At 64.7% G+C, this 14,145-nt stretch carries 12 protein-coding genes; 10 read left to right on the top strand and 2 right to left on the bottom strand.

Annotated features, from left to right (window positions below; translation table 11 throughout):
- The first annotated feature begins 217 nt into the window (after positions 1-217).
- From ppc to E8E68_RS11925, 7 genes are all read left to right on the top strand, one after another.
- Positions 218-2,845 carry a phosphoenolpyruvate carboxylase gene (gene ppc / locus E8E68_RS11955; protein ID WP_280341694.1) on the top strand — a complete coding sequence of 876 codons (2,628 nt, stop codon included), beginning with the start codon at positions 218-220 and terminating at the stop codon, positions 2,843-2,845.
- Between the two features lie 257 nt (positions 2,846-3,102).
- Complete coding sequence (gene adk / locus E8E68_RS11950) at positions 3,103-3,753, top strand: adenylate kinase (protein ID WP_266034043.1); 651 nt, start codon at positions 3,103-3,105, stop codon at positions 3,751-3,753.
- Between the two features lie 151 nt (positions 3,754-3,904).
- Positions 3,905-4,579, top strand: a complete 675-nt coding sequence (gene tsaB, locus E8E68_RS11945) for a tRNA (adenosine(37)-N6)-threonylcarbamoyltransferase complex dimerization subunit type 1 TsaB (protein ID WP_280341689.1) — start codon at positions 3,905-3,907, stop codon at positions 4,577-4,579.
- Positions 4,580-4,700: 121 nt separating this feature from the next.
- Positions 4,701-4,991 (top strand): hypothetical protein, encoded by a 291-nt coding sequence (locus E8E68_RS11940; RefSeq protein WP_266034049.1) that lies wholly within the window; start codon positions 4,701-4,703, stop codon positions 4,989-4,991.
- Between the two features lie 4 nt (positions 4,992-4,995).
- Positions 4,996-5,865 (top strand): DUF72 domain-containing protein, encoded by an 870-nt coding sequence (locus E8E68_RS11935; protein WP_266034051.1) that lies wholly within the window; start codon positions 4,996-4,998, stop codon positions 5,863-5,865.
- Between the two features lie 27 nt (positions 5,866-5,892).
- Entirely contained in the window at positions 5,893-6,723 is an 831-nt protein-coding gene (locus E8E68_RS11930; RefSeq protein ID WP_266034054.1) for an isocitrate lyase/phosphoenolpyruvate mutase family protein, read from the top strand.
- Positions 6,723-7,412 carry an extensin family protein gene (locus E8E68_RS11925; RefSeq protein ID WP_266034057.1) on the top strand — a complete coding sequence of 230 codons (690 nt, stop codon included), beginning with the start codon at positions 6,723-6,725 and terminating at the stop codon, positions 7,410-7,412. The genes E8E68_RS11930 and E8E68_RS11925 overlap by 1 nt, the downstream gene beginning before the upstream one ends.
- 2 nt (positions 7,413-7,414) lie before the next feature.
- On the opposite strand, the gene E8E68_RS11920 is transcribed toward E8E68_RS11925, so the two are convergent.
- On the bottom strand, positions 7,415-8,035 hold the full coding sequence (locus tag E8E68_RS11920) for an energy transducer TonB (protein ID WP_280341683.1): 621 nt from the start codon (positions 8,033-8,035) through the stop codon (positions 7,415-7,417).
- Between the two features lie 103 nt (positions 8,036-8,138).
- Between E8E68_RS11920 and E8E68_RS11915 the strand changes: the two genes are divergently transcribed.
- Positions 8,139-8,915 carry a class I SAM-dependent methyltransferase gene (locus E8E68_RS11915; protein ID WP_266034061.1) on the top strand — a complete coding sequence of 259 codons (777 nt, stop codon included), beginning with the start codon at positions 8,139-8,141 and terminating at the stop codon, positions 8,913-8,915.
- Between the two features lie 66 nt (positions 8,916-8,981).
- On the opposite strand, the gene E8E68_RS11910 is transcribed toward E8E68_RS11915, so the two are convergent.
- Positions 8,982-9,623: a TetR/AcrR family transcriptional regulator gene (locus tag E8E68_RS11910; protein WP_266034064.1), complete on the bottom strand. Its 642-nt coding sequence runs from the start codon at positions 9,621-9,623 to the stop codon at positions 8,982-8,984.
- A gap of 254 nt (positions 9,624-9,877) precedes the next feature.
- Here E8E68_RS11910 and E8E68_RS11905 point away from each other — a divergent pair, with 254 nt between their 5' ends.
- Positions 9,878-10,978, top strand: coding sequence for an efflux RND transporter periplasmic adaptor subunit (locus E8E68_RS11905; RefSeq protein ID WP_266034068.1), 1,101 nt, complete (start codon positions 9,878-9,880; stop codon positions 10,976-10,978).
- A gap of 6 nt (positions 10,979-10,984) precedes the next feature.
- Positions 10,985-14,050, top strand: coding sequence for an efflux RND transporter permease subunit (locus tag E8E68_RS11900; protein WP_280341680.1), 3,066 nt, complete (start codon positions 10,985-10,987; stop codon positions 14,048-14,050).
- Positions 14,051-14,145 lie beyond the last annotated feature (95 nt).

Genomic DNA, 14,145 nt, shown 5'->3' with positions numbered 1-14,145 from the left:
GGCTGTACTGCATGGGAGTGTGTGCTTTCACTTTAGTTTGCTTTGGCCGATCACGGCTTGCCATCGTCGGCCGGCTGTGGGCACTCTTGGGTGCATGTCTCGGCCTTTTGTGTGCGGGCACCGCGTGGAATGCTCCGCGGGCATGCTCGCTGCCACAGGGATCGGGTAAAGGCTGAAAGGGAAGCAGTGCGCCAGAGCCGCGCCGGAGAGAGGGCCAATGACCGATATCGATGTGCGTTTGCGTGAAGATGTCCATGTGTTGGGTGAGCTGCTGGGCGAAACCATTCGCCAGCAGCATGGCGATGCGTTCTTGCAGAAGATCGAGGATATCCGCCACAGCGCCAAGGCCGACCGCCGCGGCCCCGGCGAGCAACTGAGCTCGACCCTGGCCGACCTTGCCGAAGAAGACCTGCTACCCGTGGCCAGGGCCTTCAACCAGTTCCTCAACCTGGCCAACATGGCCGAGCAATACCAGCTGATCCGCCGACGCGACGCCGACCAGCCCGAGCCTTTCGAAGCGCGGGTGCTGCCTGAGCTGCTGGCGCGCCTGAAGCAGGCGGGCCACAGCAACGATGCCCTTGCCCGGCAACTGGCCAAGCTGGACATCCAGCTGGTGCTCACCGCGCACCCCACCGAGGTGGCCCGCCGCACGCTGATCCAGAAATACGACGCCATTGCCGGCCAGCTGGCCGCGCAAGACCACCGCGACCTGATCCCGGCCGAACGACAGCAGGTGCGCGAGCGCCTGCGCCGGCTGATCGCCGAAGCCTGGCACACTGAAGAAATCCGCCGCACCCGGCCGACGCCGGTAGATGAAGCCAAGTGGGGCTTCGCAGTCATCGAGCATTCGCTCTGGCACGCCATTCCCAGCCATCTGCGCAAGGTCGACAAGGCCTTGCTCGAGGCCACTGGCCTGCGCCTGCCACTTGAGGCAGCGCCGATCCGCTTTGCTTCGTGGATGGGCGGCGACCGTGATGGCAACCCCAACGTGACCGCCGCCGTCACCCGCGAAGTGCTGCTGCTGGCGCGCTGGATGGCCGCCGATTTGTTCCTGCGCGATATCGATGCCCTGGCCGCTGAGCTTTCGATGCAGCAGGCCAATGACGCGCTGCGCGAACGGGTGGGTGACAGCGCCGAACCTTACCGCGCCGTGCTCAAGCAATTGCGTGACCGCCTGCGCGCCACACGTGCCTGGGCCCATTCGGCACTGGCCAGCAGCCAGCCGGCCAGTGCCGAGGTGCTGGTGGACAACCGCGGCCTGATCGCGCCGCTGGAGCTGTGCTACCAGTCGCTGCATGAATGCGGCATGGGCGTGATCGCCGAGGGCCCGCTGCTCGACTGCCTGCGCCGAGCCGTCACCTTCGGGTTGTTCCTCGGCCGCCTGGACGTGCGCCAGGACGCTGCCCGCCACCGTGATGCCCTGACCGAAATCACCGATTACCTGGGCCTGGGGCGTTATGCCGACTGGGATGAAGACCAGCGCATCCAGTTCCTCCAGGCCGAGCTGAAAAACCGCAGGCCACTGTTACCCGCACATTTCAAACCACAGGCCGATACCGCCGAAGTGCTGGCCACCTGCCGGGAGGTGGCGGCAGCACCGGCTGCTTCGCTGGGTTCTTATGTCATCTCCATGGCCGGTGCGGCCTCGGACGTACTGGCGGTGCAACTGCTACTCAAGGAAGCTGGGCTGACCCGGCCGATGCGTGTGGTGCCGCTGTTCGAAACCCTGGCCGACCTCGACAACGCCGGGCCGGTGATGCAGCGCCTGCTTGGCCTGCCAGGTTACCGTGCTGGCCTGCGTGGCCCGCAGGAAGTGATGATCGGCTACTCCGACTCGGCCAAGGACGCCGGCACCACGGCAGCGGCCTGGGCGCAGTACCGGGCGCAGGAAAACCTGGTGCGCATCTGTGCCGAGCATCAGGTCGAGCTGCTGCTGTTCCACGGCCGTGGCGGCACGGTAGGTCGGGGTGGTGGCCCGGCCCACGCGGCGATCCTGTCGCAGCCACCAGGATCGGTGGCGGGGCGGTTCCGCACCACTGAGCAGGGCGAGATGATCCGTTTCAAGTTCGGGTTGCCGGGCATCGCCGAGCAAAACCTCAACCTGTACCTGGCTGCCGTGCTCGAAGCCACGCTGCTGCCACCACCGCCACCGCAGCCAGCCTGGCGCGAAGTAATGGACCAATTGGCCGCCGATGGCGTCAAGGCTTACCGCAGCGTAGTGCGCGAGAACCCCGATTTTGTCGAGTACTTCCGCCAGTCGACGCCGGAGCAGGAACTGGGGCGCCTGCCGCTGGGCAGCCGGCCGGCCAAGCGCCGCGCGGGCGGCATCGAAAGCCTGCGGGCCATTCCGTGGATCTTCGGCTGGACCCAGACCCGGCTGATGCTGCCGGCCTGGTTGGGCTGGGAGACGGCGCTGAACAATGCCCTGGCGCGGGGCCAAGGTCACCTGCTGGCGCAAATGCGCGAGCAGTGGCCCTTCTTCCGCACCCGCATCGACATGCTGGAGATGGTACTGGCCAAGGCTGATGCGCAAATCGCCGAGGCCTACGACGAACGTCTGGTGCAACCGCACTTGCTTCCTTTAGGTGCGCAATTGCGCGACCTATTGTCGCAGTCGTGCAAGGTGGTACTGGGCCTGACCGGGCAACCGGTGCTACTGGCGCACAGCCCCGAGACACTGGAATTCATCAGCCTGCGCAATACCTATCTGGACCCGTTGCACCGCCTGCAAGCCGAGTTGCTGGCCCGCTCGCGCAGCCGCGAAGCCGCTCTGGACAGCCCGTTGGAGCAGGCCCTGCTGGTGACCGTGGCGGGCATTGCCGCCGGGCTGCGCAACACCGGCTAAGGGCAAGCCCGGGTCATGTCTGGCGAGTGCCATACAGGCCCGGCCCAACGACGGGGCGGGTGGTTGCACTGGGCGCAACCGCCAGCCCGCTCAGCCGCAAGTGGCGCATTCCTGCAACTTTGGGACGCTTGTCTGGCTGCCGGGCGCTGTGTATCTTGAGCAGCCTTCTGACCGATTTGTGGTCATACCCGATTTTCCGGACTCGGCCCAGTTTGCCGAATCCATTGAATTTCATAAAAAAATTTGAGGAGCACGAGATGCGCGTAATTCTGCTGGGAGCTCCCGGGGCCGGTAAAGGTACTCAGGCAAAGTTCATCACCGAAAAGTTCGGTATCCCCCAGATTTCCACCGGTGACATGCTGCGTGCCGCCGTCAAGGCCGGGACCCCGCTGGGCCTGGAACTGAAGAAAGTCATGGATGCCGGCCAACTGGTGTCCGACGAGCTGATCATCAGCCTGGTCAAGGAGCGCATCGCCCAGCCTGATTGCGCCAATGGCTGCCTGTTCGACGGCTTCCCACGCACCATCCCGCAAGCCGAAGCGATGGTCGCTGCCGGTGTCGACATCGATGCCGTGGTCGAAATTGCCGTGGACGACGAAGAAATCGTCGGCCGCATGGCTGGCCGCCGCGTGCACCTGGCCTCGGGCCGCACCTACCACATTCAGTACAACCCGCCGAAAGTGGAAGGCAAGGACGATGAGACCGGCGAAGAGCTGATCCAGCGCGATGACGACAAGGAAGAAACCGTTCGCCATCGCCTGTCGGTTTACCACAGCCAGACCAAGCCACTGGTGGACTTCTACCAGAAGCTGTCGGCCGCCAATGCCGGCAAGCCGAAGTACAGCCACATCGAAGGCGTTGGCTCGGTTGAAGCCATCACCGCCAAGGTCCTGGCAGCCCTGAGCTGATCCACGCCTGACGCACCCCGACAACGGCCCGCTAGCGGGCCGTTGTCGTTTCAGGGCTGCAACCCACGGCCGCACAGCGGCCCCTCGGGACACAACGGCGCTGCTGCTCTATACTGCCGCTCTTTTTCACTCGCACCTGGATACCCGTTCGATGACCACCCTGTTGGCCCTGGATACCGCCACCGAAGCCTGTTCCGTCGCGCTGCTGCATGACGGCAAGGTAACCAGCCATTACGAGGTGATTCCACGTCAGCACGCGCAGAAGCTGCTGCCGATGATCAAGCAGTTGCTGGCCGAATCCGGCGTCGCGCTGAATACACTGGATGCCATTGCCTTCGGCCGTGGCCCGGGTGCATTCACCGGTGTGCGCATCGCCATCGGTGTGGTCCAGGGCCTGGCCTTCGCGCTGGAGCGTCCGGTGCTGCCGGTGTCCAATCTGGCCGCATTGGCCCAGGGTGCCTGGCGTGAGCATGGCGCGCAGCAGGTGGCGGCCGCCATCGATGCGCGCATGGATGAAGTGTACTGGGGCTGCTACCAGGCCACGGCGGGTGAAATGCGCCTTGTCGGCCGCGAAGCGGTGTTGCCGCCCGAGCAGGTAGCGCTGCCGGTTGGCAGCAACGGCGAGTGGTTCGGTGCTGGTACCGGCTGGGGCTATGCCGAGCGCCTAGCGGTACAGGTGGCGGCCAGCAACCCTGGCGCTTTGCCCAACGCGCTGGACATTCTCAGCCTGGCCAGCTTCGCCTGGGCGCGTGGCGAGGCCATTGTCGCCGAGCAGGCGCAACCGGTGTATCTGCGCGATAATGTAGCTACGCCGAAGAAGCACTGAGTGCTGTTCGTCGGTGGCCCTGAAACCTTCTGTGCGATCTGTGGTCCAGTTATCACTTAAGCATTAGCGACGGAACTCTGATGCTGCTAAATTGCCATCATTGGTCCTGAGTGCTCATGCCATGCGTATCGACGGTTTCTCATCGCAGTCCTACCCGATCAAGCGCACTCCGCGCAAGGCAGTGGTGCGCGACGAGGCCATCGACGATGCCGAGCTGATCGACGACGCAGAAGTCGCTCCGCAGGAAGCCGCCGCCCGACGTCCTGGCGGTGGCCTGCCAGCCCGCCAGCAGGACATGATCTTCCCCCGCGCCCGTGACCGCCGCACCGCCACCGCATTGGCCAGCTACCTGAGCACCGCCGGTTTCACCGACTGGGACATGGAAGTACTGGGGCTCGACCTGTACATTTGACGGGATGAGCCCATCCCCACTGCCTTATTTTCTCGGTTGCCCGTCATGGAGCGAAAACGCCTGGCGTGAGTACCTGTATCCTGCCGACGCCAACACCAATCAGATGCTGGGTTTCTACAGCCAGGTGTTCAATGCCGTCGAGGGCAACACCACCTTCTATGCACGCCCAGCCCCAGGCACCATCGCCCGCTGGGCGCAGGTAATGCCCCAGCACTTTCGTTTCACCGCCAAGTTCCCCCGCGACGTCAGCCACGAAGGCGACCTGCGCGAGCAGCTTGAGCCCGCCTTCGACTTCACCCGCCTGTTGGCCCCGCTTGGCCAGCGCGTATCGCCGTATTGGCTGCAGCTGCCCGCCCAGTTCGGCCCCGCACGGCTGGGCGAGCTTTGCCGGTTTCTCGATGAAATAGCCGTGCCGGTGGCCGTGGAAGTGCGCAACCAGGCGTTTTTCGCCAAGGGGGAGGAAGAACGGTTGCTCAACCGCCTGCTGCATGAGCGCGGCGTGGAGCGCATCTGTCTTGACCCGCGTGCGTTGTTCAGTTGCACCTCGCGTGACCCTGCTGTGCTGCATGCACAGTCGAAGAAGCCCAAGGTACCGCCCCGTCCGGCCGCTTTCAGCCAGCATCCGCAGGTACGCTTCATCGGCCATCCCGAGCTGGAGGCCAACGAGCCCTTCCTCACCCCTTGGGTAGACAAGGTGGCCGGCTGGATTGAAGAAGGCCGCAGCCCCTATATCTTCCTGCATACCTCGGACAACCGTTTGGCCGCAGCCTTGGCCCAGCGTTTTCACCAGCGCCTGATGGCACGTTTGCCGGGCCTGGCACCTTTGCCGGAATTGCCGCGTGCGCCCGAGGTCGAACAACTGGGGCTACTCTGACCTTTCCCTGACTGCCGGAGGTTGACCATGGATGTGCAAACCCTGCGAGCCGAAGCCTTCAAGGCTCTACATGAACGCGACGGAGCGTTCGTCATCCCCAACCCGTGGGACGCCGGCTCTGCCAAGTTGCTGGCCAGCCTCGGCTTCGAGGCGCTGGCCACCACCAGTGCCGGCCTGGCCTTCAGCCTGGGCCGCCCGGATGCCGAAGGCGCCTTGAGCCTGGACGACACGCTGGACAATGCCGGTGAGATCGTGGATGCCACGCCGTTGCCGGTCGCTGCAGACCTGGAGAACGGTTTTGGCGACCTGCCAGAGAATTGCGCGCAGACCATCCTACGCGCTGCGGAAGTGGGCCTGGTGGGCGGTTCCATCGAGGATGCCAGTGGCCGGAGCGATGCGCCTATCTATGACTTTGGCCTGGCGGTGGAGCGCGTACGCGCGGCGGTCCAGGCCGCGCGTGGCCTGCCATTTCCATTCACCCTGTGCGCCCGGGCAGAAAACCTGCTGCACGGGCGTATGGACCTGGACGACACCATTCTGCGCCTGCAAGCCTATGCGGAGGCTGGCGCCGATGTACTGTACGCCCCCGGGCTGCGAACTGTCGAAGAAGTCCGCGCGGTGGTGCAGGCCGTTGCCCCGCGGCCAGTGAACGTGCTGATGGGCATGCCCGGTGTGCCGCTGAGCGTGAACCAGTTGCAGGACCTGGGTGTGCGTCGTATCAGCGTCGGTTCGTCGCTGGCCCGTGCTGCACTGGGGGCCTTCCAGCGGGCGGCGCTGGAAATTCGCGATGAGGGTACGTTCGGCTACGGTGAACAGGCCCTGCCTTTCGCCCAGCTAAACGACCTGTTCCGCCGCTGATGCGGGGCGCGATGGTGCTGCTGGCCGGCCTGCTGTTAGCGACCGGCATGGCATGGTACTTCGGCTGGCGCCTGCCTGCGGTGTGGAACCCATGGGCGCCCTTGGACGTACGCCAGCCGCCCAACCTGCTGACGCCTTACAAGCTTTCGCGCTTGCGCAATGACCCGGCGCTGTGCCGCCAGGCACTGGAAACCAGCCAGCTGCGCTACCGCGCACAGGCCGACAGCCCGGCCTCGGCCAACTGCCCGCTGCAAAACATATGGCGTATCGAAAGCGGCCAGGCGCGCCTCAGCAGCAGTTTCCTGGCCAGTTGCCCGTTGGCGGTGGCCTACGCGCTGTTCGAAAACCATGGCTTGCAGCCGGCGGCCCAGGACGTGTTTGGGCAAGCGGTGACGCAGGTCGACCACCTGGGCAGCTTTGCCTGCCGCAATGTCTACCACCGCAAGCAGGGCCGTTTGAGCCAGCACGCCACGGCCAATGCTCTGGACATCAGCGGCTTTCGCCTGCAGGACGGGCAGCGGATTGTCCTGGCGCGTGACTGGCAGGCGGGTGGGCAGAAGGCGGCGTTCCTGCGCCGGGTACAGCGGGCGGCTTGCGAGAGCTTCAGCACGGTACTGGGGCCGGACTACAACGCTGCGCACCGCAACCACTTCCACCTGGACATGGGGCGCTGGCAGATCTGTCGTTAGCCTCAGGCGAGCGCGCGCACGTTGTTCAGCACCACTGGGCGCGCCCAGTGGATGTCGAACTCCAGGTCATTCTGCTGCTTCGCCAGTGTGGCGTCGTCGAAGGGTTCCGGGGCCGGGTCCAGCAGGTTGCTTTCCAGCTCGGCGATGGGCAGGAACAGCGAGCGCGGAGCAGGGCCAGGGCCGGGTTCGGCGATCGGCTGACCCTGGCTCATCACCACCGGGCGCAGCCAGCTGTTGTTGATGTCGAGCTGGCGCTGTTGCTCGATCAGTTCCATGGCGCTGAACGGCTCGGGGGCGGGCGGCAGCAGCTTGGCTTCAAGCTCGGCCTTGGGCAGAAACAACGGTTCGGGCGGCGCCACGATGGTGTCGTGCACCGGGCAGGCGCGCTGGGCGTCGATCATGGCCAGCGCGCGGGCGCCACCGATCGGTTCGCCGCTGTCCTGGTCGTACTTCACGAACGACTGGCTGATGCTGTCTACCGGCTCTTCCTGCTGCTCGGCCATGGCCCGGGCAAAGAAATCCTGCCACAGGTGGCTGACGCCCCCGAGTGCCTGGGTATTCTGCTGGCTGTAGTTGTCGACAGGCGACAAATAGGTCAAGCCGATGGGAAGAGTATCTGACATGGCAGTCGTGCGCGTTGTGCTCTGGCAGAATAGCGGGATATTGCCTGTATCGGCCGTCATGGCCGATACCTTAATGGCTGGGTTCAATTTCTAGGTGTGGAAGATGGAAGAGCAGGGCACAGGTATCCGGGTCGAGGCGCTGTCGGCTGAATTCGAGGCGCAGGCCGCTGCGTGGGCCGAGCGCCTGGCGCTACCGTTGCAGGACGAGGGCGCTGGCTTTGCCGTGCAGGTGGGGGTTGATGGCTTGCAGATCCAGCAGTTGGGCCCGCAGGCTCCGGGGCCGGTACGTGTGGACTTCGTCGAAGGCCAGGCCGCGCATCGCCGGCAGTTTGGCGGCGGCAACGGGCAGATGATCGCCAAGGCCGTGGGCATTGCCCAGGGTGTACGGCCGCAGGTGCTGGATGCCACGGCGGGCCTGGGCAAGGATGCGTTCGTGCTGGCCAGCCTGGGCTGCCAGATGACCCTGATCGAACGCCAGCCATTGATTGCCGCGCTGCTGGAAGATGGCTTGGCGCGGGCGCGGACGGATGATGAGGTCGGCCCCATCGTCGGGCGCATGCGCCTGCTGACTGGCAACGCTATCGAGCGCATGCGCAGTTGGGAAGGCGATGCGCCGCAGGTGATCTACCTTGACCCGATGTTCCCGCACCGCGACAAGAGTGCGTTGGTGAAAAAGGAAATGCGTGTGTTCCGGCCTTTGGTCGGTGACGACCTGGATGCCCCGGCCCTGCTCGAAGCCGCCCTGGCGCTGGCCAGCCACCGGGTGGTGGTGAAGCGCCCGCGCAAAGCGCCGATCATCGACGGGCCAAAGCCAAGCCATAGCCTGGAGGGCAAGTCGAGCCGGTATGACATTTACCCCAAGAAAGCGCTGAAAGCCTGATTTCTGGCGCGTGTGTGGGCCCTTTGCGGTCAAAGCCGCAAAGAGGCCCGCACAGGCATTCAGGTATCAGGGTTTGAATGCCCGCAAGAACACCCCCACCACCTCGCGCACATGCGCCTCGGCCTCGTCCCCCTCCAAGGGCGCTGCGCACCCCAGCAGCAAGCGGTAATCCGGCGCCCCCTTGACCAGGCAGAAGAAGTGCTCCGCCGCACGCAGCGGGTTGTCGATGCGCAGCAGCCCACGCTCATGCGCCCCGCGCAGCAGCGCCTCCATCCCAGCCAGTACGCGCTTGGGTCCGGCCTCGTAGAAGTATTCGCCAAAGCTGGGGTCCAGGCTGCCCTGGGCCATGATCAGGCGGCTGAGCTTGACCGCTTCGTCACTGCTGATTAGGGCCTGGAAGTTGCGGGCGATGGTCAGCAGCACTTCTTCCACCGGTACCCCCTCGGGATACTCGAACAGCAGGTCAGGCAACTGGATCTGGCACGTGGCCATCACCGCCGAGCAGAACAGTGTCTGCTTGTCGGTGAAGTGACTGTACACGGTCAGTTTTGAAACACCTGCCGCCGCAGCGACCGCATCCATGCTGGTGTTGGCGTAACCAAGGCTGAGGAACAGGGCCTTGGCGGCCTCGAGAATCGCCTCGCGTTTGGCCAGGTCCTTTGGCCGGCCTGGGCCTATGGGTGCGTCGTTGGGCATTGTGGTCTGCATCTGGTTTAAGAATCACCATCTTAACGGGTCAGCCGCGATCCGGCTAAACACCAGCGCACATTTCCCTGCGGCCTATGAGCGGGCAGTTGATCGACAAGCGCGGTGCCGTTCAGCCGCCGCCTGATCTCACAGGCGCCAGAGGGCTCCAGCCAAGTCGTCGAAAAACCAGCGCATGCCCTTCCCGACATCGTTGCGCTGATTTAATATACCAGCCAGTACAAATATTAAATGTGCACTTCGCGAAAGGATTCATCATGTTGCGCCATGCCTTGTCCATCGCTCTGCCCGCCGCCGCTGCCCTGCTTCTGGCGGCGTGTGGCCAGGAAGCTGCCCCACCCGCCGCGCCACGCCCGGCACTGGTGGTGCAGCCGCAGCCTGCCGAAGCCGCTGCCGACAGTTACCCCGGTGAAGTGCGCGCGCGCTTCGAGCCGGAGCTGGCCTTCCGCATTGGCGGCAAGGTCAGCAAGCGCCTGGTGGAGGAGGGGCAGCGGGTCAAGGCCGACCAACCGCTGGCCGAGCTGGACCCGCAGGACGTACGCCTGCAACTTGAGGCCAACCGCGCCCAGCTGGCGGCTGCCGAAGCCAACCTGGCATTGGTGCGCGCCGAGCGTGATCGCTACCAGAAGCTGCTGGAACGGCAAATGGTCAGCCACTCCCAGTTCGACAACGCCGAAAACCTCTACCGCGCCGGCCTTGCCCGGCTGAAGCAGGCCAAGGCGGAGTTCGATGTGGCCGGCAATCAGGCCGAATATGCCGTGCTGCGCGCGCCGCAGGCCGGTGTGGTGGCCAAGCGTCAGGTTGAAGTGGGCCAGGTGGTTGCCGCCGGGCAAACCGTGTTCACCCTGGCTACTGATGGTGAGCGAGAAGTGGCCATCGGCCTGCCGGAGCAGCAGTTCGCCCGTTTCGCTGTGGGCCAACCGGTGAGCGTGGAGTTGTGGTCGCACCCGCAGGCGCGTTTCCAGGGGCGCATTCGCGAGCTGTCACCGGCTGCCGACCCGCGCTCGCGCACGTTCGCGGCGCGTATCGCCTTTACCACGGCCGCCGTACCGGCTGAATTGGGCCAAAGCGCCCGTGTGTTCATCGCCAAGGATGGGCTGATCCCGCTGGCGGTACCGCTGTCGGCAGTGACTGCGGAAAATGGTCAGGCCTACGTCTGGCGGGTGAGCAAGGAAAGCCGGCTGGAGCGGGTGACGGTGCGTCTGGGGGCTTATGGCAGCGACAGTGTACCGGTGCTCGAGGGCCTGGCCCCGGGTGACTGGGTGGTTGCCGCGGGTGGCCATGTACTGCGGGAGGGCCAGGAGGTACGCCCGGTTGACCGCAGCAACCGTGTAGTGAACCTGACGGCCAAGGAGTAAGTCCCGATGGGTTTCAATCTTTCTGCCTGGGCGCTGCGCAACCGCCAGATCGTCCTGTTCCTGATGATCCTGCTGGCGGCCATCGGCGCCATGTCCTACACCAAGCTGGGCCAGAGCGAAGACCCGCCGTTCACCTTCAAGGCCATGGTCATCCGCACCCTTTGGCCGGGGGCCACGGCGGAGGAAGTGTCACGCCAGGTGACCGAGCGCATCGAGAAAAAGCTGATGGAAACCGGCGAGTACGAGAGGATCGTCTCGTTCTCCCGCCCCGGCGAATCACAAGTCACCTTCATGGCCCGCGACTCGCTGCATTCCAAGGACATCCCCGAACTGTGGTACCAGATCCGCAAAAAGGTCGCGGACATTCGCCACACCCTGCCGCCAGAAATCCAGGGGCCGTTTTTCAACGACGAGTTCGGCACCACCTTCGGCAACATCTACGCGCTGACCGGTGAGGGCTTCGATTATGCGGTGCTCAAGGATTACGCCGACCGCATCCAGATCCAGCTGCAGCGGGTCAAGGACGTGGGCAAGGTCGAGCTGATCGGCCTGCAGGACGAGAAAGTCTGGATCGAGCTGTCCAACCTCAAGCTGGCCACGCTCGGTGTGCCGCTGGAGGCTGTGCAGAAGGCCCTGCAAGAGCAGAACGCGGTCAGCACAGCCGGCTTCTTCGAAACCCCTAGCGAGCGCCTGCAACTGCGGGTGAGCGGGCGCTTCGACAGCGTCGAGCAGATTCGCCAGTTCCCCATCCGCGTGGGTGACCGCACCTTCCGTATCGGCGATGTGGCCGAAGTGCACCGTGGCTTCAATGACCCACCCGCACCGCGGATGCGCTTCATGGGCGAAGATGCCATTGGCCTGGCGGTATCGATGAAGGATGGCGGCGATATCCTGGTGCTGGGCAAGGCGCTGGAAGGCGAGTTCGAACGGCTGGCGCACAACTTGCCGGCCGGCATGGAGCTGCGCAAGGTCTCGGACCAGCCGGCAGCGGTCAAGGCCGGTGTGGGCGAGTTCGTCCAGGTACTGGCCGAGGCGCTGGTCATCGTGTTGCTGGTGAGCTTCTTCTCGCTGGGCCTGCGCACCGGCCTGGTGGTGGCACTGGCGATCCCGCTGGTGCTGGCCATGACCTTTGCCGCCATGCATTACTTTGGTATCGGCCTGCACAAGATTTCGCTCGGTGCACTGGTGCTGGCCTTGGGCCTGCTGGTGGACGATGCGATCATTGCCGTGGAAATGATGGCGATCAAGATGGAGCAGGGCTACGACCGCCTGAAGGCGGCCAGCCATGCCTGGACCAGCACCGCCTTCCCGATGCTGACTGGCACCCTGATCACCGCGGCAGGCTTTCTGCCAATTGCCACGGCCGCCTCCAGCACCGGCGAATACACCCGTTCGATCTTCCAGGTGGTGACCATTGCCTTGCTCACGTCTTGGGTCGCGGCCGTGGTGTTCGTGCCTTACCTGGGCGAACGCCTGCTGCCGGACCTGGCCAGGCTGCACGCCGCCCGCCATGGCAAGGACGGCCACGCACCGGACCCGTACGCCACGCCGTTCTATCAGCGCGTCCGGCGGGTGGTGGAATGGTGCGTGCGGCGTCGTAAAACGGTGATCCTGCTGACCATTGCCGCTTTTGTCGGCAGCATTTTGCTGTTCCGCTTCGTGCCCCAGCAGTTTTTCCCGGCCTCTGGGCGCCCGGAGCTAATGGTCGATCTGAAGCTGGGCGAAGGCGCTTCGCTGACCAATACCGCCGAGCGGGTCAAGCAACTGGAGGCGCTGTTGAAGCAGCAGGACGGCATCGTCAACTACGTGGCCTATGTGGGCACCGGTTCGCCGCGCTTCTACTTGCCACTGGACCAGCAACTGCCGGCAGCCAGCTTCGCCCAGTTCGTGGTGCTGGCCAAGTCGATGGAAGACCGCGAGCGTTTGCGCAGCTGGCTGATCAGCACCGTCGACCAGCAGTTCCCGGACTTGCGCGCCCGCGTTACCCGCCTGGAAAACGGCCCACCCGTGGGCTACCCGGTGCAGTTCCGGGTCACCGGCGAGCATATCGAACAAGCCCGTGCCCTGGCCCGTGAAGTGGCTGACAAGGTGCGCGAGAACCCGCATGTGGTGAACGTACACCTGGACTGGGAAGAACCGAGCAAAGCGGTGTTCCTCGAGATTGACCAGGACCGTGCCCGCGCGCTGGGGGTGAGTACCGCGCACCTGGCGAGCTTCCTGCAGAGCTCGTTGATCGGCAGCACGGTCAGCCAGTACCGCGAGGACAACGAGCTGATCGAGATCCTGCTGCGCGGTACGCTGCAGGAGCGTAGCGAGCTGGGCAACCTCGGCAGCCTGGCGTTGCCCACCGATAACGGCCAGAGCGTGGCGCTGTCGCAGGTAGCGACCCTGGAGTACGGCTTCGAGGAAGGCATCATCTGGCACCGCAACCGCCTGCCGACGGTGACCGTGCGCGCCGATATCTACGACAAGGAGCAACCGGCCACGTTGGTGAAACAGATCGAGCCGACGCTGCGGGAGATACGTGCCAAGCTGCCGGACGGCTACCTGCTGGAAGTGGGCGGTACGGTTGAAGATTCCGAGCGCGGGCAGAAGTCGGTGAATGCCGGTATGCCATTGTTCATCGTGGTGGTGCTGAGCTTGCTGATGATCCAGTTGCGCAGCTTCTCGCGCACGGTGATGGTGTTCCTTACCGCGCCGCTGGGGCTGATTGGCGTGACCCTGTTCCTGCTGGTGTTCCGCCAGCCGTTCGGCTTTGTCGCCATGCTCGGCACCATTGCCCTGGCGGGGATGATCATGCGCAACTCGGTCATTTTGGTGGACCAGATCGAGCAGGACATTGCGGCGGGTATGGAGCGTTGGCAGGCGATCATCGAGGCCACGGTGCGGCGCTTCCGTCCGATCGTGCTGACTGCGCTGGCAGCAGTGCTGGCGATGATCCCGTTGTCGGGCAGTGTGTTCTACGGGCCGATGGCGGTGGCGATCATGGGAGGGTTGATCGTGGCCACGGCGCTGACGCTGTTGTTCCTGCCGGCGTTGTATGCGGCGTGGTTCAGGGTCAAGAAAGGCTGAAGACCGGCGGGTACCTGTGGGAGCGGGCTTGTCCCGCGAAGAATCCAACACAGTGCATGGCACGGGCTTCGCCCGTGTTCGCGGGACAAGCCCGC

Origin of the sequence: Pseudomonas sp. BN607, from assembly GCF_029871175.1 — a bacterium.
Classification (GTDB): domain Bacteria; phylum Pseudomonadota; class Gammaproteobacteria; order Pseudomonadales; family Pseudomonadaceae; genus Aquipseudomonas.
This window is presented reverse-complemented; position numbering and strand designations above follow the sequence as displayed.